The following is a 25862-nucleotide window of genomic DNA, read 5'->3' on the forward strand; positions in this document are numbered from 1 at the left end:
AACTTAGCAATGTATTCTTATTTCATTTTTTGAATAAGCATATGGCGAAAACAGATTTTTATTTATATATATTTATCTGCAAAATTTTAAATAAAGCTCTAATAAATCATATTGTTAATTTCTTCACTTTCCGCTGATTCGGTGCCAGACTGAAATCAGCCTATAGGAGGAAATGATGGTACGTATCTATACGTTGACACTTGCGCCCTCTCTCGATAGCGCAACAATTACCCCGCAAATTTATCCCGAAGGAAAACTGCGCTGTACCGCACCGGTGTTCGAACCCGGGGGCGGCGGCATCAACGTCGCCCGCGCCATTGCCCATCTTGGAGGCAGTGCCACAGCGATCTTCCCGGCGGGTGGTGCGACCGGCGAACACCTGGTTTCACTGTTGGCGGATGAAAATGTCCCCGTCGCTACTGTAGACGCCAAAGACTGGACCCGGCAGAATTTACACGTACATGTGGAAGCAAGCGGTGAGCAGTATCGTTTTGTTATGCCAGGCGCGGCATTAAATGAAGATGAGTTTCGCCAGCTTGAAGAGCAAGTTCTGGAAATTGAATCCGGTGCTATCCTGGTCATAAGCGGAAGCCTGCCGCCAGGTGTGAAGCTGGAAAAATTAACCCAACTGATTTCCGCTGCGCAAAACCAAGGGATCCGCTGTATCGTCGACAGTTCTGGCGAAGCGTTAAGTGCAGCACTGGCGATTGGTAACATCGAGTTGGTTAAGCCTAACCAAAAAGAACTCAGTGCGCTGGTGAATCGCGAACTCACCCAGCCAGACGATGTCCGCAAAGCCGCGCAGGAAATTGTTAATAGCGGCAAGGCCAAACGAGTTGTCGTTTCCCTGGGTCCACAAGGGGCGTTGGGCGTTGATAGTGAAAACTGCATTCAGGTTGTGCCACCACCGGTGAAAAGCCAGAGCACCGTTGGCGCTTGTGACAGCATGGTCGGCGCGATGACACTGAAACTGGCAGAAAATGCCTCTCTTGAAGAGATGGTCCGTTTTGGCGTAGCTGCGGGGAGTGCAGCCACACTCAATCAGGGAACACGCCTGTGCTCCCATGACGATACACAAAAAATTTACGCTTACCTTTCCCGCTAACTGAAACATTCCCCCTGCATTGGGGGAATCACCACCAACCTGTCGGCAACGCGTTTCTCCGACTATGCTCAAAAGTCATGTGATAACAAAGGGGTGAACTATGGCCAGTGGCGATCTTGTCCGTTATGTCATAACCGTCATGTTGCATGAGGATACATTGACTGAAATTAATGAGTTGAATAATTACCTGACACGCGACGGTTTTTTGCTCACCATGACGGATGATGATGGAAATATCCATGAGCTGGGGACTAACACTTTTGGACTTATCAGTACCCAAAGTGAAGAAGAAATTAGAGAACTGGTTTCGGGGCTTACCCAAAGTGCAACCGGCAAAGATCCTGAAATCACCATCACGACCTGGGAGGAATGGAATAGCAACAGAAAATAAATGGTTTTTGGGCAATAATCAGTCTGTGGTGTGCGTTAGCTCGTGTTTTTACACCGCATTCTTGCGCTAACCTTATGATCTGGCAGACAACATGGGAGAGACATCATGTGGCAGGCAATCAGTCGTCTTTTGAGCGAGCAGTTAGGTGAAGGCGAAATCGAACTGCGTAATGAACTGCCTGGCGGAGAAGTCCATGCCGCATGGCATTTGCGCTATGCAGGACGTGACTTTTTCGTCAAATGTGATGAAAGGGAACTGCTTCCCGGTTTTACCGCCGAAGCCGACCAACTGGAGTTACTGTCGCGTAGTAAAACCGTCACTGTGCCTAAGGTTTGGGCAGTTGGCGCTGACCGTGACTACAGTTTTCTGGTGATGGACTATCTCCCTCCTCGCCCGCTGGATGCGCATAGCGCATTTATTCTTGGTCAGCAAATTGCGCGTTTACATCAATGGAGCGACCAACCTCAATTTGGCCTCGATTTCGATAACGCGCTCTCCACAACTCCCCAGCCCAATACCTGGCAACGTCGCTGGTCAACGTTTTTTGCTGAACAACGGATTGGCTGGCAGCTGGAACTGGCGGCAGAAAAAGGGATCGCTTTCGGCAATATCGATGCCATCGTCGAGCATATTCAGCAGCGTCTGGCCTCGCATCAACCGCAGCCTTCTCTGTTGCACGGCGATTTATGGTCCGGCAACTGTGCGCTGGGTCCGGATGGCCCGTACATTTTCGACCCGGCCTGCTACTGGGGTGACCGAGAGTGCGACCTGGCGATGTTACCGCTGCATACTGAACAGCCGCCACAAATCTATGACGGCTATCAGTCAGTATCCCCGCTACCTGCCGATTTCCTTGAACGTCAACCGGTTTACCAACTCTACACGCTGTTAAATCGTGCAAGGTTATTTGGCGGTCAGCATTTGGTTATTGCTCAGCAGTCACTGGATAGATTATTAGCAGCATAATATGGGGTGAGGATAATGGCCGCTCCGTGCGGCCTTTTGATTAAATAAACCCCAGCAGAGAAAAGAACACATAACCTGCAGCAATACAAATAACCGGCAGGATATACAGCGAGAAAAACTGCAGGAAAATAGTATGGTGCGGCACAACAATACGTGACTCAATTTGTTCACGCGTTAGCCCCTCTTCCCCTTTGGCTTTTTCCAGAATGAGTTGATCTTCAACACCTTCCCGCAAGAAGCGCGCCTGGCGACTCATCCGGGCACCGGAATCCTGCAACGCCAGTCCGACAAAAATCAGGATGAAAATCATCCAGAACATAACGTTCACGCCACCATTAAAATTGGGCGTCGGGGAGTTATACCAGAACAGATTCAAAAAAGGCGTATTCGCCTGCATCATATCGATCATGACATGAGTAAAATCGAGCATGACCGCATTAATGCCTTCCTGGTTTTCCTGCCGGGTATTCATAAATTTAAGCAAAGAAATCAATGTAGAGATCAATGCAGGTATAAAAATCACCCAACCCAAAATCCTTTTCAAAACAGCAATGCGTCCAGCTTGTTGATACGTCATGAGTTCTCCTTGATTAAGACGCGTCGTTTCACTTAGTTTACCTGTAGATATCTGTTTTCGCCCATTCTTTAAAGGCGATATGATAGGCGCTTAATCATAAGCACGGCTTAATACCTTACACATAATGCTCTAAAGGAGAGGTTGTAATGTCAACCCCGCGTCAGATTCTTGCTGCAATTTTTGATATGGATGGATTACTTATCGACTCAGAACCTTTATGGGATCGAGCTGAACTGGATGTGATGGCAAGCCTGGGGGTGGATATCTCCCGTCGTAACGAGCTGCCGGACACTTTAGGTTTACGCATCGATATGGTGGTCGATCTTTGGTACGCCCGGCAACCCTGGAATGGGCCAAGCCGTCAGGAAGTAGTAGAACGGGTTATTGCCCGTGCCATTTCACTGGTTGAAGAGACACGCCCATTATTGCCAGGCGTGCGTGAAGCCGTTGCGTTATGCAAAGAACAAGGTTTATTGGTGGGACTGGCCTCCGCGTCACCACTACATATGCTGGAAAAAGTGTTGACCATGTTTGACTTACGCGACAGTTTCGATGCCCTCGCCTCGGCTGAAAAATTGCCTTACAGCAAGCCGCATCCGCAAGTATATCTCGACTGCGCAGCAAAACTGGGCGTTGACCCACTGACCTGCGTGGCGCTGGAAGACTCGGTAAATGGCATGATCGCTTCTAAAGCAGCCCGCATGCGTTCCATCGTCGTTCCTGCGCCAGAAGCGCAAAATGATCCACGTTTTGTATTAGCAAACGTCAAACTCTCATCGCTGACAGAACTCACCGCAAAAGACCTTCTCGGTTAATGACCAGGGGCAGTGATCACACTGCTCCTGGTTCTTTATCTGAATTTGCATTCAACTGACGGATTAATCGTCAATTTAAGAGAAAGAGTTACACCGTCACCACTTCCGCGCACTGTATAAAAATCCTATACTGTACGTATCGACAGTTTAGTGAGTTTTATCATGACGGCGGAAGGTCACCTTCTCTTTTCTATTGCTTGTGCGGTATTTGCCAAAAATGCCGAGCTGACGCCCGTGCTGGCACAGGGTGACTGGTGGCATATTGTCCCTTCCGCAATCCTGACGTGTTTGTTACCGGACATCGATCACCCAAAGTCGTTTCTTGGGCAGCGATTAAAGTGGATATCAAAACCGATCGCCCGCGCTTTTGGGCATCGTGGTTTTACCCACAGTCTGCTGGCGGTATTTGCGCTGCTGGCAACCTTTTACCTTAAGGTTCCTGAAAGCTGGTTCATTCCGGCTGATGCATTGCAGGGCATGGTGCTGGGTTATTTGAGCCACATACTTGCCGATATGCTGACACCCGCCGGTGTTCCCCTGCTCTGGCCATGCCGCTGGCGTTTCCGCTTGCCTATCCTGGTTCCCCAAAAGGGCAACCAACTGGAACGTTTTATCTGCATGGCATTATTTGTCTGGTCGGTATGGATGCCTCATTCATTACCCGAAAACAGCGCTGTCCGTTGGTCATCGCAAATGATCAATACCTTGCAGATCCAGTTTCATCGGCTTATTAAGCATCAGGTTGAATACTAAAAAGGCAAAAATCACCTTTCTGGAATAAGCAATTCCATTTGAATATAAGAGCCAGCTCACAGTTCTGTTAATCTTGCGCCAACACTATGACTGCTACGCAGTGATAGAAATAATAAGATCAGGAGAACGGGGATGAACTTTCCATTAATTGCGAACATCGTGGTGTTCGTTGTACTGCTGTTTGCGCTGGCTCAGACCCGCCATAAACAGTGGAGTCTGGCGAAAAAAGTGCTGGTGGGTCTGGTGATGGGTGTGGTTTTTGGCCTCGCCCTGCATACCATTTATGGTTCTGACAGCCAGGTACTTAAAGATTCTGTACAGTGGTTTAACATCGTTGGTAACGGCTATGTTCAACTGCTGCAAATGATCGTTATGCCGTTAGTCTTTGCCTCTATTCTGAGCGCGGTTGCCCGTCTGCATAACGCATCTCAGTTAGGCAAAATCAGTTTTCTGACCATCGGAACGCTTTTGTTTACCACGCTGATTGCGGCGCTGGTCGGTGTGCTGGTCACCAACCTGTTTGGTTTGACGGCTGAAGGTCTGGTTCAGGGTGGTGCAGAAACTGCACGTTTGAACGCCATCGAAAGTAACTATGTTGGTAAAGTCTCTGACCTGAGCGTTCCGCAGCTGGTCTTGTCCTTTATCCCGAAAAACCCGTTTGCCGATTTGACCGGAGCCAATCCGACGTCAATTATCAGCGTGGTAATTTTTGCCGCATTCCTCGGCGTAGCTGCGCTCAAGCTGCTGAAGGATGATGCGCCGAAAGGTGAACGCGTCTTAACCGCTATCGATACCCTGCAAAGCTGGGTGATGAAACTGGTTCGCCTGGTCATGCAGCTGACCCCTTACGGCGTTCTGGCGCTGATGACCAAAGTGGTTGCAGGTTCTAACCTGCAAGACATCATCAAACTGGGAAGTTTCGTTGTCGCGTCCTACCTCGGTCTGCTGATTATGTTTGCAGTGCATGGCCTTCTGCTGGGCATTAATGGCGTGAGCCCGCTGAAATACTTCCGTAAGGTATGGCCAGTTCTGACGTTTGCCTTTACCAGCCGTTCCAGTGCTGCGTCTATCCCACTGAATGTGGAAGCACAAACGCGTCGACTCGGTGTTCCTGAATCCATCGCCAGTTTCGCCGCCTCTTTCGGTGCAACCATTGGTCAGAACGGCTGTGCCGGTTTGTATCCGGCGATGCTGGCGGTGATGGTTGCGCCTACGGTTGGCATTAACCCGATGGACCCGATGTGGATTGCGACGCTGGTCGGTATTGTTACCGTTAGTTCCGCAGGCGTTGCCGGTGTCGGTGGTGGTGCAACTTTCGCCGCACTGATTGTGCTGCCTGCGATGGGCCTGCCAGTAACCCTGGTGGCGCTGTTAATCTCCGTTGAACCGCTTATCGACATGGGCCGTACGGCGCTAAACGTTAGTGGCTCGATGACAGCTGGCACGCTGACCAGCCAGTGGCTGAAGCAAACCGATAAAGCCATTCTGGATAGCGAAGACGACGCCGAACTGGCACACCGTTAATTCTTATGCTGGCAACGGTCCGTTTTGTATAGGGACCGTTGCCTTACTTTTTAAATGTTCCATCGCGGCGATGCATACTGACTCATATTGAAACAGATCGTCAGCGAAAAAAATGGCCAACTTATCAATACATTCCTGGCTCAATGAATGTGCCTGTAGCGAGAAGCTTAAAACCTCATACCCGAGACGTTTTCTAAGTGAACTATCTGAAATACTCATAATATCTTCAAGCACACCATTTCCCATTCCCGGAAGATTTAGTGGATTAAAAAGAAGACTGATATTAAGCATTGATATTATCGAAGGAAACTTTAGGAGACTCTCATTTTTTTGAATCGCAGCAAAAATGCTCCCGACAGGATGTATATAATTTTGTTCATAGTATATAGTCCTTAAATAGTGAATAACCAACCTGTTTTTTATATTGATCAAATTGGTCATTTTTTCTGGGCGAAATACAGAAGTGACATCCATTCCAATAAAATCTTTATTTATACCTCTTATCCGAATTTCACTACCATAAAGATTATTAATTATTACTCTATATTTAACATTGTCCTGCAGATATGTATCAAAACTAAGTGCTGGCGCTCCTGGCTTTGAGGCATCATAGTTAATGTTAGACATATAGGCAATCATATAATTAAAGTTTGATTCTGCTATTTCATCGCAGTCACATTGACCCGTTGATATAAAGAAAGTGAGTGCTGTCATAGTAGACTGCAGCCTTTCTTTAAAAGAGTCGAAAGCCAGGCTTTTAATATTTAAATCACCATAATTACTCTGTATTAAGTTTGTAGAAAGCATCTCCCGCCTCATATTGTTAACAAAATTATTATCTCATTTAAATCTAAGTCATTTACAATATAAGTTTAAGAGCGACGCCACAGGATGAACTATCAAAAATAGCTCATCATGATTAGCAAAACTTAACCATTTTAAAATAAATAAACAATTAAAGAAAAAAGTTCACTTATTTATAGCAATAGATCGTCAAAGGCAGCTTTTTGTTACAGGTGGTTTGAATGAATGTAGCAATGAAATACAAAATTTCAGGCCATGTAACTCCCGGCAAAACCGGGAGGTACGTAATCTTTACTCAGTCACTTCCCCTTCCTGGCGGATCTGATTTGCCCAACGCTGGGCGGATTCAGGCACAGTAAACGCCGGTGAGCGCATAAATGACTCCCCCATCAGTACAAACGCAACATATTTGCCACGCAGCATCCAGACATCACGAAACGAATCCATCTTTATCGCATGTTCTGGCGGCGCGGGTTCCGTGCGTGGGATATAGCTAATAATCTGGCGGTTTTGCTGACGGAGCGGTTTCTTCATTACTGGCTTCACTAAACGCATATTAAAAATCAGAAAAACTGTAGTTTAGCCGATTTAGCCCCTGTACGTCCCGCTTTGCGTGTATTTCATAACACCGTTTCCAGAATAGTTTCCGAAGCGGGATCTGGCTGGTGGTCTATAGTTAGAGGGTTTTTTGACCAAAACAGCGGCCCTTTCAGTAATAATTTAAGGAGACGAGTTCAATGTCGCAACATAACGAAAAGAACCCACATCAGCACCAGTCACCACTACACGATTCCAGCGAAGCGAAACCGGGGATGGACTCACTGGCACCTGAAGACGGATCTCATCGTCCAGCGGCTGAACCAACACCGCCTGGTGCACAACCTACCGCCCCAGGGAGCCTGAAAGCCCCTGATACGCGTAACGAAAAACTTAATTCTCTGGAAGACGTACGCAAAGGCAGTGAAAATTATGCGCTGACCACTAATCAGGGCGTGCGCATCGCCGACGATCAAAACTCACTGCGTGGCGGTAGCCGTGGTCCAACGCTGCTGGAAGATTTTATTCTGCGCGAGAAAATCACCCACTTTGACCATGAGCGCATCCCGGAACGTATTGTTCATGCACGTGGATCAGCCGCTCACGGTTATTTCCAGCCATATAAAAGCTTAAGCGATATTACCAAAGCGGATTTCCTCTCAGATCCGAACAAAATCACCCCAGTATTTGTACGTTTCTCTACCGTTCAGGGTGGTGCTGGCTCTGCCGATACCGTGCGTGATATCCGTGGCTTTGCCACCAAGTTCTATACCGAAGAGGGTATTTTTGACCTTGTTGGCAATAACACGCCAATCTTCTTTATCCAGGATGCGCATAAATTCCCTGATTTTGTGCATGCGGTAAAACCAGAACCACACTGGGCAATCCCGCAGGGGCAAAGCGCTCACGACACCTTCTGGGATTATGTTTCCCTGCAACCGGAAACACTGCACAACGTAATGTGGGCGATGTCGGATCGTGGTATCCCGCGCAGCTACCGCACTATGGAAGGCTTTGGTATTCATACCTTCCGTCTGATTAACGCCGAAGGTAAAGCGACGTTCGTACGTTTCCACTGGAAACCACTGGCAGGTAAAGCCTCACTCGTTTGGGATGAAGCACAAAAACTAACCGGACGTGACCCGGACTTCCACCGCCGCGAGTTGTGGGAAGCGATTGAAGCCGGCGATTTTCCGGAATACGAACTGGGCTTCCAGTTGATTCCTGAGGAAGATGAATTTAAGTTCGACTTCGACCTTCTTGATCCAACTAAACTTATCCCGGAAGAACTGGTGCCCGTTCAGCGTGTCGGCAAAATGGTGCTCAATCGCAATCCGGATAACTTCTTTGCCGAAAACGAACAAGCAGCATTCCATCCAGGTCATATTGTTCCTGGTCTGGACTTCACCAACGATCCGCTGTTGCAGGGGCGTTTGTTCTCTTATACCGATACACAAATCAGTCGTCTTGGCGGACCAAATTTCCATGAGATTCCGATTAACCGCCCGACCTGCCCTTACCATAATTTCCAGCGTGACGGCATGCATCGTATGGGGATCGACACTAACCCGGCGAATTATGAACCGAACTCGATCAACGATAACTGGCCGCGCGAAACACCGCCGGGGCCGAAACGCGGCGGTTTTGAATCATACCAGGAGCGCGTGGAAGGCAATAAAGTTCGCGAGCGCAGCCCATCGTTTGGCGAATATTATTCCCATCCGCGTCTGTTCTGGCTAAGTCAGACGCCATTCGAGCAGCGCCATATTGTCGATGGTTTCAGTTTTGAGTTAAGCAAAGTAGTTCGTCCGTATATTCGTGAGCGCGTTGTTGACCAGCTGGCACATATTGATCTCACTCTGGCCCAGGCGGTGGCGAAAAATCTCGGTATCGAGCTGACGGACGACCAGCTGAATATCACCCCGCCTCCGGACGTCAACGGTCTGAAAAAGGATCCATCCTTAAGTTTGTACGCCATTCCTGACGGTGATGTGAAAGGTCGCGTGGTAGCGATTTTACTTAATGATGAAGTGAGATCGGCAGACCTTCTGGCCATTCTCAAGGCGCTGAAGGCCAAAGGCGTTCATGCCAAACTGCTCTACTCCCGAATGGGTGAAGTGACTGCGGATGACGGTACGGTGCTGCCTATAGCCGCTACATTTGCCGGAGCGCCTTCGCTGACGGTCGATGCGGTTATTGTCCCTTGCGGCAATATCGCGGATATCGCTGACAACGGCGATGCCAACTACTACCTGATGGAAGCCTACAAACACCTTAAACCGATTGCGCTGGCAGGAGACGCGCGCAAGTTTAAAGTAAGAATCAAGGTCGCTGATCAGGGTGAAGAAGGGATTGTGGAAGCTGACAGCGCCGATGGTAGTTTTATGGATGAACTGTTAACGCTGATGGCAGCACACCGCGTGTGGTCACGCATTCCTAAGATTGACAAAATTCCGGCGTAAATATGGATAAGGTCACGCCCCCTGGGGAGTGACCTTACCACCTTACTTACACATCAAGATAACTACCCAACCGATAACCACGCTCAGCAATCGCATATTTCAACGACGCTGAAGTCAGCACATCCAGTTCCGTTAACCGAGGGAAGCAATAAGCACTCTGGCGAATCGTATTATCGATAAACGCCGGGTGGCACATCACTTCCAGAGAGCGCTCGCCGCGATGACTGGAGTCATCAAGCACTTGCAGGAACAGCGACTCACTGATCTCTTCACCGTAGAATGCACTGCTGAATCCCTGGGTAGTGCGCAGGTTGACCGGCAAATCAAACACCATCTGACGATCCGCCCGCAACGCAATGCCCTCTTCAGCCGCAAACCTGGCAACAATCGGGAAAATCTGCGGGAACATATGCACATGATGATGGCTATCAAGATGCGTAGGTTTGCGTCCAAATAGCTCAATGAAACGCAAATACTGACTGGCGAGCTCCTGAGTAATTTCTTCCAGCGGTAAAGCATCTTCTTCTGCCAACTGCCAGATCCATTTTCCCAGCACACCATCGCGGGTTAACCCCGGCATAGCTGTCAGTGGCTTGCCCATAGTAAGGACAAAGTGCATCCCTATGGCCAGACTCGGTTCATCACGACTCAACTGCACCGCATGATCAATAGCCTGCCCATTCACCAGCGCCGTCGTCGATGTGACAATCCCATTGCGACAGGCCTCGATAATGCCGTAGTTCTGACCTTTGCTTAAACCAAAATCATCGGCATTAACAATCAGTAAGCGTTCCATAATCAGCCTCGGTTAATGTGCTTTTTTAAGCTCTGCGATGCAGTCGGCAAAATTTGGCAACCATTTCTCGTGCGCCAGAATCATCTCGCGTGCCAGCAGCTCAGCATCGCGATCGGAATGCACCAACGGACTAAGGTTTAGGGCCAGTAACACATCGTTAAACTCTCCGCTAAGTGCGGCGTTGCTGGCAGCAATCTCGAAGCTTTTAATGGTGTGAATCAGCCCCATCACTTTATCATCGAAATGCGTAATGCGCGGATGTGGCGTCGCGCCATCGCGCCCCAGCGTACAGGTCATTTCTACCGCCCAGTCTGCCGGAATATTATCAATATGCCCATGATGCGGGATATTAACGTAATGTTCAGCTTGCTTGTCGTTGTAGATAGCGTTGATCACTTCGCATGCAGCATCAGAGTAATAAGCCCCACCGCGCTGTTCCAGTTCTTTCGGCTTAACTTTCAACTCCGGGTTTTTATACAGCTCAAAAAGTTGTTTCTCGACTTTCTGTACTACCTGCGCTCGTGCGCCGCCTTTGTAGTATTCGCCCATTTCAATAGCCAGCATCTCTTTTTGCTTGAAGTAATAAAGCAAATAAGAACACGGCAACAGATTCAGAGAACGAATTAAGCCTTCGCTAAATGGCAGATCGAAAATATTTTTAACGCCAGATGCTTTTAACTGCCCGGATGCCACACCATCAAGCAATTCGGCAAAGCGTGATTTGCCATTTACCAGCACATCTTTAATGAACACCATATGGTTGAGGCCGAACAGATCGATAGATAAATCATCGCTGTCTTTCAGCATCAGAACATCGCGAATAAACATCTTCATGCCGATCGGAATATTACACACGCCGATAAAGCGTTTAAATCCAGTATGACGATAAACGGCTTCAGTGACCATTCCCGCCGGGTTAGTGAAATTAATCACCCATGCATTCGGACAAAGTTCTTCGACATCTTTTACGATGTCAAAAATCACCGGAATGGTACGCAGACCTTTAAACAGGCCGCCCGCGCCGTTGGTTTCCTGACCAAGATAACCATGACTTAATGGAATACGTTCATCCAGTTCGCGCGCCGGTAATTGGCCTACGCGCAGTTGGGTAGTAACGAAATCAGCATCTTTCAATGCTTCGCGGCGATCCAGCGTTTTATAAAGCTTCATCGGGACGCCAGCGTTATCAATCATCCGTTGGCAGAGATCAAAAATAATATCCAGTTTCTCTTTACCATCTTCGACATCCACCAGCCATAATTCGCTGACCGGCAATTCGTGATAACGCTTAATAAATCCTTCCAGTAACTCCGGGGTATAGCTGCTCCCGCCACCAATAGTGACGACTTTTAATTTCTGGCTCATAATTTCTCCCTTCAGTACAGAATACTGATATCTGGCATATCTGCCCCCCGGACATAAATAATCCAGCAACAGGACAGATATGTGAATTGTCAGGTATAACGACTTACTGATTAAATTCAGTCAATTTCTTACGATAGCTCTTAGGCGTAAAGGACGTTAATTTCTTAAACGTTTTAATAAACAAACTCGGGCTACTATAACCGGCCTCAAACGCAATATCCGTCACTGAATAGTTGGTCATTTCCAGTTGTTTTTTGGCAAAATTAATACGGATTTCATTAATAATCTGCATTGGCGTTTTGCCATAATATCGTTGAGTCGCTCGCGTCAAATATTCCTGTGATTTGGCTGACAACGTCACCATATTCTCCAGTGCCGATTCACTAAACTGCTCTTTATCATGCATCTTTTCTACCGTACTTTTCAGCCACTGCGGTACATCATCAATCACCTGTTCTTCGCGGTAATGACGTAAACGGTTAATGACATAAAAAGTAACCATCTCAACAAACTCTTCCAGCCCTGTTTCGCGGAAATTCAATGAAGAAATCACTGTTTCCACATAGGTGAGAAAAGCGTTATTGGTCCGGTATACCTGCGAAGCAACAAAGCAATAAGGCAACAACGGCAGGTAATGCTGCTCAAAAAAGCGTTTACTGATCCCAACGTTCAATATGCGCGTGGCACCAAACTCATAAAAACTTTGATGGTGCGAACCTAACGGAATAAAAACAAAATCGCCCCGTTCCAGTAACACGCGCTTACCGTTAATCTCCTGGAAATAACGCCCGGTTAATACCAGAGTAAATTCATAATAGTCGTGCTGATGCAGTCCGCTGATACTCTCAGTTTTGTTGTAGATAAACACATGGAAGTTTTTGCCATTAAACAACTGCTGTTCTCGGGCAGTGGCAATTTCCGGCGCGTTAATCATTGGCTGCATCATCGACTCCTTATGCCTTCAGTTTTTCATGAAGCTCAATTAATTCAGTAATCAGTTCACGCGCAAGCATGGACGTCATTAAATGATCCTGAGCGTGGACCAGCACCAGACTCACTTTCATCTTACCTTCGCCCGCATCGCCTTCAATCAGTTTCGTCTGTACCAGATGCGCTTCATTCAATGCCATCCGTGACTGATCCATCATGGCTTTTGCTGCGGCAAAATCGCCCTGCTTCGCCTGTTTCAGTGCCGCATACGCCAGGCTGCGCGCTTGTCCGGAGTTGATGATAAGCCCCATCACCACTTCTTCCAGCTCTTCAGCTTCTGTTTGCGTATCGGGAATGTTATCGAGATCCATCATACATCGTTCCTCTCTTTTCTTACCGGCACGATTACCCGTACCGGCATCGATTAAAATTTCAGGGCGTTAGCGATATCTTCTTCGCTCTCTTCTTTATCAATCGCGTTTTGTGCTTTGTTAGCGACCACAACAAAGGGCAGATAAATTAACGTTGCGATACCAAGGTTGAAGAGTGCGACCAGCAATGCGGCGACGCTACCGTTGGTGTTAAAGAAGGCTCCCAGACCGGTTGGCATGGTCCACGGTGCAATATTGGTCACCGGAGGAATAATGCCCATGTAGTACGCTGCGAGGGTGATTGCCGCCAGAATCGGTTGTACCAGTACAAACGGGATAAACATCACCGGGTTCATGATAATTGGCAGACCAAACAGAATCGGTTCGTTAATCTGGAAGATGCCGGACGGCAGCGCCAGTTTTGCCACCTGACGATAATCAGCACGGCGAGAGGCGATAAAGATAGCCAGGATCAGACCTAAAGTCGCACCACTGCCCCCAAGGAAAATAAAGGAGTCCAGCATCGGCTTGGCCCAGATATGGAAGGTCTTACCGGCTGCCAGCGCCGCTTCGACGGAACCATATTGCTGATAGGTCGCGATATTTTCCAGCGCCCAAGGCGTCATAATGCCGTTGTCCAGTGCGGTCAGCGCCAGCGCACCATGAATACCGAAGAACCAGAGCAGTGGAACAAAGATCACATAGGCCCAGCCCACCACACTACCCAACGATGCCAGTGGGGTTGAGATGGTATCCATAATGATCTGATGGAAGTTGGTGCCCCAGGTATTCAACGCCCAGGCAATAATCCCCATCACGGAAAGAATAATAAAGCCGGGAATTAAAGCCGAGAAGGAACGCGATACTGAAGCAGGTACGCTATCGGGCAATTTAATGACCCAATTGCGGCGGACAATAAAGGTAAACATTTCTGCCACCACCAGGCCAATAATAATCCCGGAGATGATATTCGCCCCACCTAACCAGTTTGCGCCAACCGCATAGGCCTCACCGACACTATATGGGGTGACGGTCATAAATGCTGCAACGGATAACAACCCGGCCGCCAGCGCATCGACTTTACGCTCTTCTGCCAGCGCCATGCCAATAAAGAACGGTGCCATTAAAGACATTATCCCTAATGTTCCGTTATATACGTTGCCGCCAATACCTTTCAGACCATTAAGTGTTTCAATGGTTGAGGCATCCAGGCGAATACCTAAGGAATAAAAAAACGACCCCTCCCCAAAGCTTAGAAAAACGTTGTTAATTAATACAAACATGGCCCCCGCAAGGGTTAACGGCATTAAGCGAATAAAGCCATTTTTGATTGCATTAACGTGTGGCTGCTTTCCTATTTTAACTGCAAAAGGGAGGAGTACCTTTTCAAGCGATGCAATAACATTACTCATAGAAAAATACCCTTAAAAACCGCAATTTAAATATTGCGGTATTGATTTATGAAATAACTCTTTGACGGGAAAATTTAAAATAAATTAATTTGCTGCGGCTTTTTTAATCGCTGCAACCGCAGCCTTAAGCACGCCTAAACCATCGACTTTGCCATAAAGCAGCGAGTCAATTACTTCAACCGGTTTGTTGGGTAACAAACGCTGGATTTCGGGCAACATATAAGCAATCTGCGGCCCTAATAACACGACATCGGCATTCTGACCTTTTTCACCAGCCAGTGTTTCCGGAAATGCTTCAATAATGACCGGAACTTCATATTTTTCTGCCTGTGCGCGCATTTTTGATACCAGTAAAGAGGTAGACATGCCCGCAGAACAAAACAGATAAATGTGTTTCTTTTCCATAAAACTGCCCTCATCGACGATTATCTGTAAGCCAGACACTCCGCAAGCCTTAACCTGCTTCCATGCTCTGGGTAACTTGCGAAACCAACATGACTTTTTTTGTGGCTGAAAGGAGTATACGGTATAGACCTGAGCAATAGTATTTCTTTGACCTTATAAATTGTCTCTCCTTGACCTGCGGTTATGACCCTCTTCACATTTCGGGCAAATAATTCGCGAAGATAATTAAGAACTCAGGCCAAAAAAAACCGGCACAATGGCCGGTTTCCGTTGTAACTCAAGCTTTCAGGCGAAGTGATTACTTCGCAGCCTGTGGATCAGTGTCGTATTCAGCACAGGTCTGATAACCGGAGTTGATGACATGTCCGGTATCATCTAACGCGACAAAGTAGGTTTCTGCTTTACCATCACGTTGACCCAGGATGTAGGTCTGGCAAGTACCACGAGCATGGATCATGCTCACTTCAGACGAAGGTTTACCCGCAATTTGTGCAACCTGCGCCCGGCTCATGCCTTTTTTGACGTCTTTCACCACAGGCTGTACAAACTGGTCTTTGGTACGATCATAAGCCGTACAACCCGCCAGCATGGTTAATACCGCCGCTGCACTCAGAATTCCTGCCATATTCTTGTTCATATTCCGTCCTCTTGTTTATCAGCGTGTTAGATAAGCCTGGAATACATTGGGCGCTTTTTCAAGCCCGTGAACGAAACGGCTCCGCTTTCAGAGGATTCCTGTATGACGTTTTAACCACCATTCAGCCCGCTGTCGCTTGTCGTTTCAGTAGCAACGGGTTAGCTTTAAGGAAGTTTTGTCTTTTCTGTCTGGAGGGGTTCAATGACATTGCAACAACAAATAATAAAGGCGCTGGGCGCAAAACCGCAGATTAATGCTGAAGAGGAAATTCGTCGTAGTGTCGATTTTCTGAAAAGCTACCTGCAAACTTATCCGTTCATTAAATCACTGGTGCTAGGTATCAGCGGCGGTCAGGACTCCACGCTTGCCGGTAAGCTGTGCCAGATGGCGATTAATGAACTGCGCCAGGAGACCGGCAACGAATCACTGCAATTTATTGCCGTACGCCTGCCCTATGGTGTTCAGGCCGACGAACAAGATTGCCAGGATGCCATTGCCTTTATTCAACCGGATCGCGTATTAACCGTTAATATCAAGGGCGCGGTATTGGCCAGCGAACAGGCGCTGCGCGAAGCGGGTATTGAATTAAGTGATTTTGTCCGTGGCAATGAAAAAGCGCGTGAGCGGATGAAAGCACAATATAGCATTGCGGGTATGACCAGCGGTGTCGTGGTGGGCACCGATCATGCAGCAGAAGCCATTACCGGATTCTTCACTAAATATGGTGACGGCGGTACGGACATTAATCCACTGTATCGTCTCAACAAACGTCAGGGTAAACAGTTACTGGCAGCATTAGGTTGCCCGGAACACCTTTATAAGAAAGCCCCAACTGCCGATCTGGAAGATGATCGCCCTTCTCTGCCAGATGAAGTGGCACTCGGCGTGACCTATGACAATATCGACGACTATCTGGAAGGGAAAAACCTACCTGAACAGGTCGCCAGAACAATAGAGAACTGGTATCTGAAAACTGAACATAAACGCCGTCCGCCAATTACCGTTTTCGATGATTTCTGGAAGAAGTAATAATTTGCACATATTGGTTTGTGCGAAAAAGAGTACTTTGTTCACGCCGGATGCGGCGTGAACGCCTTATTCGACCTACAAAACTATGCAAATTCAATATATTGCAGGAGTCGAATAGGCCTGACAGGCGTAGCACGTCAGACGGTGTAACCTTTGTCATCGACCCGCCTCTTTTTTAATCGCTCTCCGCCTGTTACACTGGATAGATAACCAGCATTCGGAGTCAACAGTGGTACGGCGTTTAACTTCTCCGCGGCTCGAATTTGAAGCTGCGGCAATTTATGAATATCCCGAACATTTACGTTCATTCCTTAATGACTTACCCACCCGACCAGGGGTGTATCTGTTTCATGGCGAAAGTGACACCATGCCGCTCTATATCGGCAAAAGCATTAACATCCGCAGTCGGGTGCTTTCTCATTTACGCACCCCTGATGAAGCCGCCATGCTACGGCAATCCCGACGCATCAGCTGGATATGTACCGCCGGTGAAATCGGCGCTCTGCTCCTTGAAGCGCGATTAATCAAAGAACAACAGCCACTGTTTAATAAACGCTTGCGGCGAAATCGCCAGCTCTGTGCCTTGCAATTAAATGAAAAGCGCGTCGATGTGGTGTATGCCAAAGAGGTGGATTTTTCACGAGCCCCCAACCTGTTTGGCCTGTTTGCCAATAGGCGCGCAGCTTTGCAAGCATTGCAGACCATCGCTGATGAACAAAAACTTTGTTATGGTCTGTTGGGACTGGAGCCGTTAAGTCGCGGTCGTGCATGTTTTCGTTCAGCGCTAAAACGTTGCGCCGGAGCATGCTGCGGTAAAGAGAGCCATGACGATCATGCGCTACGTTTGCGCCAGTCTCTGGAGCGTTTGCGGGTGGTGTGTTGGCCTTGGCAAGGGGCGGTGGCGCTGAAAGAACAGCACCCGGAAATGACTCAATATCATATTATTCAAAACTGGCTGTGGCTGGGGGCGGTTAATTCGCTGGAAGAAGCGACAATGTTAATTCGGACACCCGCCGGGTTTGATCACGACGGTTATAAAATTCTTTGTAAGCCGCTGCTTTCCGGTAACTATGAAATTACTGAACTTGATCCGGCGAATGACCAGCGAGCCAGTTGATTTCACTGAACAACAGTTTACCTTGCGGTTGTAAAAGCCGCAGGGTGTGCCTGCCATCGAACCAGCACGCGCCCTGGTCGGTAGTGAGCAATTTATCGCCCAGTTGCCACGCCCCGTTAATCACAAACACCACCCCGCCGCGTGAGCCAAAGGTAGTAAACGTACGTTCGGCAATTCTGACTTTCGCCTTACAGACATCCAGGCGTGTCATGATGTTGAAATCCATCGACATCTGCCCTGCCGTCAGTTTCGCTTTAACCACCTGGTCCGCCGCAAAGGCAAAAGGCTGTAACGGTTTTAAGGTATGGTTAAAGCGGTCTGCGCTTTCAAGGAACATCTCGCCGCCTTCCAGCAACGTCACTATCCTTTCCATACCTGGAAACAAAGAAAACTCCCCATTCGCCGCGATGGATGTAATGCTGGCACGCCAGTAAAAATCACGTTTTGCCGGTGGGAAAGTGCAAATTTCGCGCGTTTCACCGGCAGCGTTTCGCCACAGATTCACCGACATTTTACGCATATCAAAGTATTCCATACTCGCTCCCGGCCCGTTCTTTTCATTGTTATCGTTCAGGTAACCGTGGATGGTTATCGGCAACTCGGGTGATTTACGTTAGTGGCAATCAGGCTTTTTTTGCATCTGTTTGAGAACAAAAAAGAAAACCGCCGATCCTGTCCACCGCATTACTGCAAGGTAGTGGACAAGACCGGCGGTCTTAAGTTTTTTGGCTGAAAGATTATTCAGCAGTTGCAGGCATTTTACCTTTTGCCGCTGGACGTTCTGTCAGACGCTTCTCAAAATTAGCATTAAATTGCTTTTTCTGTTCCGGCGTCAGGATGTTGTAAATCTTGTTCTGGGTTTCCATGTGCGCCAGCATGTTAGCTTTGCGCTGTTCTTCCATTTTTGCGATCTGCGCTTCAGCTTTTGCTTTATCGAAGGTATCGCTGGCAATGATGTCATGCATTGCGCGGCGTTCTTCCAGCGGCGGACGTTTCATCTGGTCACGCTGGCCTTTCATGATTTCGCGGATCTGCTGTTTCTGCGCGTCGGTCAGGTTCAGGTCTTTGAACATCATGTCCTGATGCGGACCGAACTTGCCTTTGTGGTGCATCATCGGCTTCGCGTCAGCCGGTGCTGAGGTAGTGGTGTCTGCGGCATGGGCCAGGTTAGCCGCGCCAAGAGCCAGGGTAGAGGCAACAAACAGTGCAGTTAATTTACGCATATTCTATATCCTTCCTTTCAGTTATTTATTACGGCTTTCTTAAGTAGCGTGCCGTGTTGACGAGATTAACTTTACTGACTTTAGCGTCAATTAATCAGAGCAACGGTAAAACAATGAAAGTGTAAAAAACACTTTTTCGCCAATTATGGAGAAAAAAAGAAAATTTGATGGAGAGTAATGAGAGAATATTACAACACGATGATTTTGCAGAGATTATGAAGAACTATACCGGATGACTGGTGATAAATAAAGCAAATAACCAGGATTAATCTGTATTAATTTATAAGAAAGTAACTTAATACCCGCAGAATGATTTCTGCGGGTAAGTATTAGCTTATTTTTTCGAGCATTAATCCCGCACGTAATCCCAACGCTACCAACGGATTAGGGAATAACACATACTCTACATCATGGGTTACGGTAAAACGTTCCTCCCCGTCCTGCGCCAGCAATGTTCCTTTCTCAAACGGCATAAAATTCAGCGTGTCATTTGCCATATGCATTTCGAAGGACGGCGAGTGGCGAGTAATTTGCGAAACCACCCGATAACGGAGCGGCGGTGTTCTCACGATACCGACACTCTCACCAGATAGCAGCGCAGCAATTGCGCTGGCAGTTACTGCAAACTGGCGAAGATCGTTTTGCCCAAAGGGCAACGCTTTGCCAAGTTCCAGCGTACAGGCCAGCGCGCCAAAATGTCTGGCGCTGAAATGGGTAAACGTACCACCAGGCTCCTGATGGAACACCAGTGCCTCCAGCCCCGCCGCACCCAGCCACGTCAGAAATTTCTCGTCCCAGGGAATGTCGCGTTGCGGTAATACACCGAACTGCGGATGCAAGGAGCCACGAATTGCGGTATGTAGATCAAGGTGCCAGCGCACAGATTCTTTGCCCTGGTCATAAAAATCTTCCAGGCACTGTTCCAGTTCGCGCGCCCGACAGGTTTCCCCGCTTTCAGCAAATAGCTGCCAACGACCGCCAAACATTCGGTTCATATCGCTATGGCAATAACGTTTCCCTTGCTTCAGCGCAGGAGGATTCCCGAGGATCACCAGCAACCGCCAACGTAACGGGATCTCGCCGTGAGATATCGCGCCAAGCAACGCATCCAGCATTTCCACAGGTGCCGTCTCATTACCGTGTATTCCCGCTGAAATCACCAGTGCGCCTTGCGGTGGCGTTAATGGCGTCAGTTCCAGCACGCCATCGCCCAGCCAGCGCCAGCGAACGCCGTTGATTTCTCGCTCGGTGATAACCGGTTTTTTACCCGTTAATGTCAGAGCAAGAAAATTATCCATTGCCCCCTCCCTCGCGCTGGAACGGATAAACCGAACCGAGATTCAGTAATTGGCTCAATACATCCAGTGCTTCCCGCCCTTCGCGCAGCAATTGCGGGTCGGCCAGATCGGCAGCAGTAAGGCGATCGCGGTAGTAACGATCCACCCAGTCATTGAGCGCATTAAACAGCGTATCGTTCATCATCACCGCCGGATTCACTGCCCGGCGTTCTTCTTCTGTCAATACCACGCGCAACCGCAGGCACGCCGGACCTCCGCCATTCGCCATGCTTTCACGTAAATCAAAGACTTTTAGTTCGCTAATCGGGTTGTCAGCGACAAGGAGTTCATTGAGATAACCCCATACTCCGGCGTGTTCCCGACACTCCTGAGGCAGCACCAACATCATGGAACCAGAATCGCGGCTCAGCAGTTGGCTGTTAAACAGATATGTAGACACCGCATCTGACACGGAAACCTGAGTCGCCGGAACTTCTATCGCCATAAAACCGTTCACCCGCGCACGCAGGTTTGCCAGTAACTGCACCTGGCGAGCGAACGCCTGTTGATGGCAAAACAGCACCTGGCGGTTACTCACGGCAATCACGTCATTATGAAAAACGCCCTGGTCGATAACGTCCGGGTTTTGCTGGGCGAAAATCACCTGTTGGGGATTCACCTGATTCAGCCTTGCCACCGCCTCGCTGGCTTCGCGAGTCTGTCGCGCCGGATAACGGGAAGGCCGGGTATCATTGCCCTCTTCTCGCCCGTAGACAAAAAGTTGCATACCCGGTTCACCGTAATGACCGCCGAGACGATTGTGGTTTGCCGCCCCCTCATCACCGAGCAAGGCTACCTGCGGCAACGCCGAATGGACGCTAAATTTCTCTTCGTCGTCAAAAATCGCTTTTAACAGCGATTCGGTGACGGGGGCTTCCAGCGAACGGTGAAATTTATTGTTCAGGTTAGCAATGGTGAGATGCACTTTGCCATCCAGCGTATCGGCAGATGGCGCGATCGTTGCCGCATTGGCTACCCACATTGGCGAAGCGGAGCTGACGCTGGAAAGCCAGTGCGGTGCCTGGCGTGCAACCTTTTCCAGTACCTGCTCATCGCTACCACTGAAACCCAACTGACGCAGCACCGGAATAAACGGGCGCTCGTGCGGCGGGATCACCGCCTGGGGGAATCCCGCATCGGCAAGGTTTTTCATTTTCAGTAAGCCCTGTTTTGCCGCCAGCCGCGGGTTAGAGATCTGAAAACGGTGACGGGTAGAGGCTTCATTGCCAAACGACAGGCCCGCGTAATGATGCGTCAGCCCTACCAGCCCGTCGAAATTGACTTCCCAGGCGTTCATCGCACCACCTCATCGGAAAAATCCAGCCCGGGGTTAAGCGTTGCTGGCAACGTTAACGAGTCCGACTCCAGGCTTGCCATCGGCCAGGCACAATAATCTGCGGCATACCAGGCGCTGGGGCGATGATTGCCGGAAGCGCCAATGCCGCCGAATGGCGCGGTACTGGCAGCACCGGTAAGCGGTTTGTTCCAGTTAACAATCCCCGCCCGTGCCTCCAGCAACAGTTGATCGAATTTTTCCCGCTCGGGGGAAACCAGACCGCAAGAGAGGCCGAAGCGAGTGTTATTCGCCATTCGAATCGCTTCATCGAAATTGTCATAACGCCAGACGCGCAATAGCGGCCCAAACACTTCTTCATCCGGCACGCCAGTAACGCCTGTCATTTCAATGATCCCCGGCGTCAGCAACGATGTCCCTGCTTGTAATAAGCGCGGCGCAAGCAGGGTCCGTCCGCCCATCGCCTCCAGTTCATGCCAGGCAGTAACCACCTGCTGTGCGGCCTGCTCAGAAATCAGCCCACCAATAAATGGCTGCGGTTCGTCATCCCAAGTGCCCGGCGTTAACCGCTGGCTGACGGCAACCAGGCGAGCAAGAAATGCATCGCCCTGCGCCCCGCTTTTCAGCAATAAACGGCGAGCGCAGGTGCAGCGTTGCCCGGCTGTGACAAACGCCGACTGAATGGTCAGATGGACAGCGGCATCGATATCCGCCGCCTCATCGATAATTAGCGGATTATTACCGCCCATCTCAAGGGCGAGAATTTTCTCCGGCTGACCGGAGAGCTGGCGATGCAACTGGTAGCCGGTATTGGCGCTACCGGTAAACAGCAAGCCGTCGAGATCCTCAAGTGCACTCAGCGCCTGACCGGTTTCGCGCCCGCCCTGCACCAGGTTCAGCACGCCCGGCGGCAAGCCAGCCTGCTGCCATAAACGCATTACCGCTTCGCCACTCCACGGTGTCAGTTCGCTGGGTTTAAAGATAATGGTGTTACCTGCCAGCAATGCCGGAACGATATGTCCGTTCGGTAAATGACCGGGGAAATTATACGGCCCAAACACCGCCAGCACGCCGTGTGGACGATGGCGCAGGCTTGCCGCGCCGTCCGGCATTTCGCTACGCTGCTCGCCGGTACGAACGTGATACGCCTTAATTGATATCGCGATTTTATTGATCATCGCCGTCACTTCAGTTGCCGCTTCCCAGCGCGGCTTACCCGTTTCTCTGGCAATAATCGCGGTTAATTCGGCTTTATTGCTTTCCAGCAGTGCGGCAAAGCGTTCAACTCTTACCTGACGATCGCCAAAGGAGAGCCGCGCCCAACGCGGAAACGCCGCACGGGCAGCCCGACAAGCCAGCCCGACCTGAGCGGCATCGGCATCATTGCCCTGCCATAACACCTCGCCCGATACCGGATTACGCTTCACACGCGATGCGCCCTGGCCCGTTATCCAGTCACCGTTAATCCATAAAGTCATGCTGTTTTCTCCTCTGCGCACAGGCGCACCAGACGAACGCGATCCCCTGCGTGGCATTTGAGGGCATCCAGTTGTGCGGCGGTTAAAATCAAACGCTCGGTTGCCGGATCGGTACGCACCAGCACCACGCGGAAATGGTGATAATTTTCATTGGCGACCAGGCAGGCCGGAAAATCGCCCTGCGCAGGCTGCCCTTCTGCCACTTCCACCAGCCGACTTTTACGGATGGCGCGCACGCGGTCGATGTCACACTCAAGCGTCGGCCCACCGTCGAAGATGTCGATATAATTACGGTAGCGAAAACCTTCTTTCTCCAGTACCGCACGGGCAGGCGCGGTTTGCGGATGTACCTGACCGATGACGTCCTGGGCTTCCTGAGATAAAAAGTGGGTATAGATCGGATGTTTCGGCATCAGTTCTGCAATAAATGCCTTTTGCCCGGTGCCGCAGAGAAAATCGGCGCGGCTAAAATCCATCGAAAAGAAGCACTTACCGAGGCTTTGCCAGAACGGTGAATAGCCATGTTCGTCAATCACCCCGCGCATTTCAGCAACCACTTTGTCATTAAACTTGTCGCGAAAAGCCGCCATAAACATAAAGCGCGATTTCGACAGCAAATAGCCGTTGCCCTCTTTGCGCCAGTCCGGGTCGAGAAACAGCGTGCACAGCTCGCTGCTGCCGGTGTGATCGTTACTGAGAAACAGCGTCGGCAATGCATTATAGACATTCAGCTCTTTTGAGGCGTGAACCAGCGTGCCGACACGATAGTTGTACCAGGGATCGTTCAGCCCAACCGCCACCTCAATGGCGCAAATCCCCGCCACAGTGCCTGTCTCACTATCTTCCAGCACGAACACATAGCCCTGCTCACTTTTGGGCAGTTCGCCTTGCCAGGTTTTGATTGCCCTTTCGATACGCGCCGAAAGCGTGGCTTCATTGGCGGGAAGCGACGTCAGGCCGCCGCCCGTTTTGCTGGCAAGCTGCATCAGCGCCGAGACATCTGAGCGCTCAACGGGACGGATGACCATCATGATGAACCTCGGCTAACAAAGTGTTCGCAAGCAGCTGCAAAGCGATCCAGTCCGGTCGTCACCTCTTCTTCGCTGACATTGAGCGCAGGCGCAAAACGCACCACGTTGCCACCCGCAATCAGTACCATCACGCCTGCTTTCGCCGCTTCCTGAGAGATCTGTTTCGCTTGCCCGGCGTAATCGGCATTCAACACGCAACCAATCAACAAACCTAAGCCGCGAACTTCACTGAACAAACCGTAGTGGTGATTAATGGAATTTAGACGCTCAACAAACCAGTCGTGACGCTGTTTAACCCCGTTAAGCATCTCTGGCGTGTTGATGAGATCCAGCACTTTGCCTGCCACCGCCGAGGCCAGCGGATTGCCGCCATAGGTGGTGCCGTGAGTGCCAACGGTCATCACGCTGGCGCACTCTTCGGTTGCCAACAACGCACCAACCGGGAAACCGCCGCCCAGCGCTTTGGCGGTAGTTAACAGATCAGGCGTCACGCCGTAGTGCATATAGGCATACAGTTCCCCGGTGCGCCCGACACCGGTTTGTACTTCATCAAAGATCAGCAACGCATTGTGGCGGTCACACAATTCACGCAGACCTTGTAAAAATGCGTTGCTGGCTGGCACCACACCGCCTTCCCCCTGGATGGGTTCGACAATCACCGCACAGGTGGCGTCGTCAATCAGCGCACTGGCAGAGTTAATATCGTTATATGCAGCATGATGAATATCCGGCGGCAGTGGCGCAAAATCCTGTGAATAGGCTGGCTGCCCACCCGCACTGACAGTAAACAGCGTGCGACCATGAAACGCATTTTTGAACGCCACGATGCCGCTCTTATGGCTGCCGTAGCGGTCGTGAGCGAATTTACGCGCCAGTTTTAGCGCCGCTTCGTTGGCTTCCGCACCGGAGTTACAAAAGAAGACGCGATCGGCAAACGTGGCGTCGATCAATTTTTTCGCCAGTCGCAGTACCGGCTCGTTGGTGTAACCGTTGCCGGTATGCCAGAACTTACTCGCCTGTTCGTTCAGCGCCTCACGCAGTTCCGGATGCGCATGGCCCAGCGCGTTCACCGCAATGCCACCCGCGAAGTCGATATACTCTTTCCCCTGCTGATCCCACAAGCGCGAACCTTCGCCACGTACCGGTATAAACGGTGCCGGAGCGTAAACAGGTATCATCCATTCATCAAAGTTTTCACGCGTAATTGGCTGAGACATAGCGACCTCTACAGTAAATAATTCGTTATTTATATGTTAATAATAAGTAATGTTTGCGCTGTAAATGTAGATTGCAGGGTTCGTGCCAGCCAGTGATAAAAGTGCATAAACGGCGGAGGCTAACTGGAAATCAAGCAGTTATAACCAAACCATATGCATTTAAAGTGCATATAAAGTGAATACGTTTGCGATGTGGGTGAATAAAAAGAATAAAAAACGCAATGTTATGCAGAAGTAAAATATAATTCTGGAATTGTGATCATTGACGAAATTTACTGGAAATTAC

26 protein-coding genes are annotated in these 25862 nt (G+C 49.5%); 9 read left to right on the forward strand and 17 right to left on the reverse strand.

The window, feature by feature from the left end:
• Positions 1-175 precede the first annotated feature (175 nt).
• The 3 genes from pfkB to ACJHWR_RS01015 all read left to right on the forward strand — a co-directional run bounded on the left by pfkB (position 176) and on the right by ACJHWR_RS01015 (position 2462).
• The gene (gene pfkB / locus ACJHWR_RS01005) at positions 176-1105 is read left to right on the forward strand and encodes a 6-phosphofructokinase II (protein WP_410226662.1); all 930 of its coding nucleotides are present in this window, start codon (positions 176-178) and stop codon (positions 1103-1105) included.
• 100 nt (positions 1106-1205) lie between these two features.
• Positions 1206-1496 carry a type V toxin-antitoxin system endoribonuclease antitoxin GhoS gene (gene ghoS, locus ACJHWR_RS01010; RefSeq protein ID WP_000146149.1) on the forward strand — a complete coding sequence of 97 codons (291 nt, stop codon included), beginning with the start codon at positions 1206-1208 and terminating at the stop codon, positions 1494-1496.
• A gap of 105 nt (positions 1497-1601) precedes the next feature.
• Positions 1602-2462 (forward strand): fructosamine kinase family protein, encoded by an 861-nt coding sequence (locus tag ACJHWR_RS01015; RefSeq protein ID WP_000267670.1) that lies wholly within the window; start codon positions 1602-1604, stop codon positions 2460-2462.
• A 40-nt stretch (positions 2463-2502) separates the two neighbouring features.
• Here ACJHWR_RS01015 and ACJHWR_RS01020 read toward each other — a convergent pair whose 3' ends face one another.
• A complete protein-coding gene (locus tag ACJHWR_RS01020) occupies positions 2503-3039 on the reverse strand; it encodes a YniB family protein (protein WP_000222165.1) in 537 nt (178 codons plus the stop codon).
• Positions 3040-3185: 146 nt separating this feature from the next.
• Here ACJHWR_RS01020 and hxpB point away from each other — a divergent pair, with 146 nt between their 5' ends.
• The 3 genes from hxpB to tcyP all read left to right on the forward strand — a co-directional run bounded on the left by hxpB (position 3186) and on the right by tcyP (position 6131).
• The gene (hxpB, locus tag ACJHWR_RS01025; RefSeq protein ID WP_000106834.1) at positions 3186-3854 is read left to right on the forward strand and encodes a hexitol phosphatase HxpB; all 669 of its coding nucleotides are present in this window, start codon (positions 3186-3188) and stop codon (positions 3852-3854) included.
• A 162-nt stretch (positions 3855-4016) separates the two neighbouring features.
• Positions 4017-4607 (forward strand): metal-dependent hydrolase, encoded by a 591-nt coding sequence (locus ACJHWR_RS01030; RefSeq protein ID WP_001295408.1) that lies wholly within the window; start codon positions 4017-4019, stop codon positions 4605-4607.
• Between the two features lie 132 nt (positions 4608-4739).
• Complete coding sequence (gene tcyP / locus ACJHWR_RS01035) at positions 4740-6131, forward strand: cystine/sulfocysteine:cation symporter (RefSeq protein WP_001010716.1); 1392 nt, start codon at positions 4740-4742, stop codon at positions 6129-6131.
• Positions 6132-6134: 3 nt separating this feature from the next.
• Here the strand turns inward: tcyP and ydjO are convergent, their stop codons facing one another.
• Together ydjO and cedA are read right to left on the reverse strand one after the other, a co-directional pair.
• Positions 6135-6938, reverse strand: coding sequence for a protein YdjO (gene ydjO, locus ACJHWR_RS01040; RefSeq protein WP_012311919.1), 804 nt, complete (start codon positions 6936-6938; stop codon positions 6135-6137).
• A 288-nt stretch (positions 6939-7226) separates the two neighbouring features.
• The gene (gene cedA, locus ACJHWR_RS01045) at positions 7227-7490 is read right to left on the reverse strand and encodes a cell division activator CedA (protein ID WP_001241555.1); all 264 of its coding nucleotides are present in this window, start codon (positions 7488-7490) and stop codon (positions 7227-7229) included.
• Between the two features lie 182 nt (positions 7491-7672).
• Here cedA and katE point away from each other — a divergent pair, with 182 nt between their 5' ends.
• Positions 7673-9934 (forward strand): catalase HPII, encoded by a 2262-nt coding sequence (gene katE / locus ACJHWR_RS01050; RefSeq protein ID WP_000077887.1) that lies wholly within the window; start codon positions 7673-7675, stop codon positions 9932-9934.
• Positions 9935-9980: 46 nt separating this feature from the next.
• On the opposite strand, the gene chbG is transcribed toward katE, so the two are convergent.
• The 7 genes from chbG to osmE form a co-directional block, all read right to left on the reverse strand.
• Complete coding sequence (chbG, locus tag ACJHWR_RS01055) at positions 9981-10730, reverse strand: chitin disaccharide deacetylase (RefSeq protein ID WP_000440438.1); 750 nt, start codon at positions 10728-10730, stop codon at positions 9981-9983.
• Between the two features lie 12 nt (positions 10731-10742).
• Entirely contained in the window at positions 10743-12095 is a 1353-nt protein-coding gene (celF, locus tag ACJHWR_RS01060) for a 6-phospho-beta-glucosidase (protein WP_000078719.1), read from the reverse strand.
• A 103-nt stretch (positions 12096-12198) separates the two neighbouring features.
• A complete protein-coding gene (chbR, locus tag ACJHWR_RS01065; protein ID WP_000983576.1) occupies positions 12199-13041 on the reverse strand; it encodes a transcriptional regulator ChbR in 843 nt (280 codons plus the stop codon).
• Positions 13042-13048: 7 nt separating this feature from the next.
• Positions 13049-13399, reverse strand: coding sequence for a PTS N,N'-diacetylchitobiose transporter subunit IIA (gene chbA, locus ACJHWR_RS01070; protein ID WP_000968919.1), 351 nt, complete (start codon positions 13397-13399; stop codon positions 13049-13051).
• A gap of 50 nt (positions 13400-13449) precedes the next feature.
• The gene (chbC, locus tag ACJHWR_RS01075; RefSeq protein WP_000073041.1) at positions 13450-14808 is read right to left on the reverse strand and encodes a PTS N,N'-diacetylchitobiose transporter subunit IIC; all 1359 of its coding nucleotides are present in this window, start codon (positions 14806-14808) and stop codon (positions 13450-13452) included.
• Between the two features lie 84 nt (positions 14809-14892).
• Positions 14893-15213: a PTS N,N'-diacetylchitobiose transporter subunit IIB gene (chbB, locus tag ACJHWR_RS01080; RefSeq protein ID WP_000412169.1), complete on the reverse strand. Its 321-nt coding sequence runs from the start codon at positions 15211-15213 to the stop codon at positions 14893-14895.
• A gap of 298 nt (positions 15214-15511) precedes the next feature.
• The gene (gene osmE / locus ACJHWR_RS01085; RefSeq protein ID WP_001039044.1) at positions 15512-15850 is read right to left on the reverse strand and encodes an osmotically-inducible lipoprotein OsmE; all 339 of its coding nucleotides are present in this window, start codon (positions 15848-15850) and stop codon (positions 15512-15514) included.
• Between the two features lie 201 nt (positions 15851-16051).
• Here osmE and nadE point away from each other — a divergent pair, with 201 nt between their 5' ends.
• Entirely contained in the window at positions 16052-16879 is an 828-nt protein-coding gene (gene nadE / locus ACJHWR_RS01090; RefSeq protein ID WP_000175035.1) for an ammonia-dependent NAD(+) synthetase, read from the forward strand.
• 229 nt (positions 16880-17108) lie between these two features.
• Positions 17109-17996: an excinuclease Cho gene (gene cho / locus ACJHWR_RS01095; RefSeq protein ID WP_000252365.1), complete on the forward strand. Its 888-nt coding sequence runs from the start codon at positions 17109-17111 to the stop codon at positions 17994-17996.
• Here the strand turns inward: cho and ves are convergent.
• From ves to astC, 7 genes are all read right to left on the reverse strand, one after another.
• Complete coding sequence (gene ves / locus ACJHWR_RS01100) at positions 17956-18531, reverse strand: environmental stress-induced protein Ves (protein ID WP_012311928.1); 576 nt, start codon at positions 18529-18531, stop codon at positions 17956-17958. The genes cho and ves overlap by 41 nt on opposite strands.
• A gap of 202 nt (positions 18532-18733) precedes the next feature.
• Positions 18734-19219 (reverse strand): ATP-independent periplasmic protein-refolding chaperone Spy, encoded by a 486-nt coding sequence (gene spy, locus ACJHWR_RS01105; protein ID WP_001228990.1) that lies wholly within the window; start codon positions 19217-19219, stop codon positions 18734-18736.
• A 329-nt stretch (positions 19220-19548) separates the two neighbouring features.
• A complete protein-coding gene (gene astE, locus ACJHWR_RS01110; protein ID WP_000368502.1) occupies positions 19549-20517 on the reverse strand; it encodes a succinylglutamate desuccinylase in 969 nt (322 codons plus the stop codon).
• Positions 20510-21853 carry an N-succinylarginine dihydrolase gene (astB, locus tag ACJHWR_RS01115; RefSeq protein ID WP_410226658.1) on the reverse strand — a complete coding sequence of 448 codons (1344 nt, stop codon included), beginning with the start codon at positions 21851-21853 and terminating at the stop codon, positions 20510-20512. The genes astE and astB overlap by 8 nt, the downstream gene beginning before the upstream one ends.
• On the reverse strand, positions 21850-23328 hold the full coding sequence (gene astD, locus ACJHWR_RS01120) for a succinylglutamate-semialdehyde dehydrogenase (RefSeq protein WP_000177225.1): 1479 nt from the start codon (positions 23326-23328) through the stop codon (positions 21850-21852). The genes astB and astD overlap by 4 nt, the downstream gene beginning before the upstream one ends.
• A complete protein-coding gene (astA, locus tag ACJHWR_RS01125; protein WP_410226659.1) occupies positions 23325-24359 on the reverse strand; it encodes an arginine N-succinyltransferase in 1035 nt (344 codons plus the stop codon). The genes astD and astA overlap by 4 nt, the downstream gene beginning before the upstream one ends.
• Entirely contained in the window at positions 24356-25576 is a 1221-nt protein-coding gene (gene astC / locus ACJHWR_RS01130; RefSeq protein ID WP_000081988.1) for a succinylornithine/acetylornithine transaminase, read from the reverse strand. The genes astA and astC overlap by 4 nt, the downstream gene beginning before the upstream one ends.
• Between the last annotated feature and the right edge of the window lie 286 nt (positions 25577-25862).

Source organism: Escherichia sp. WS568, from assembly GCF_046486085.1.
Lineage (GTDB): Bacteria > Pseudomonadota > Gammaproteobacteria > Enterobacterales > Enterobacteriaceae > Escherichia > Escherichia coli.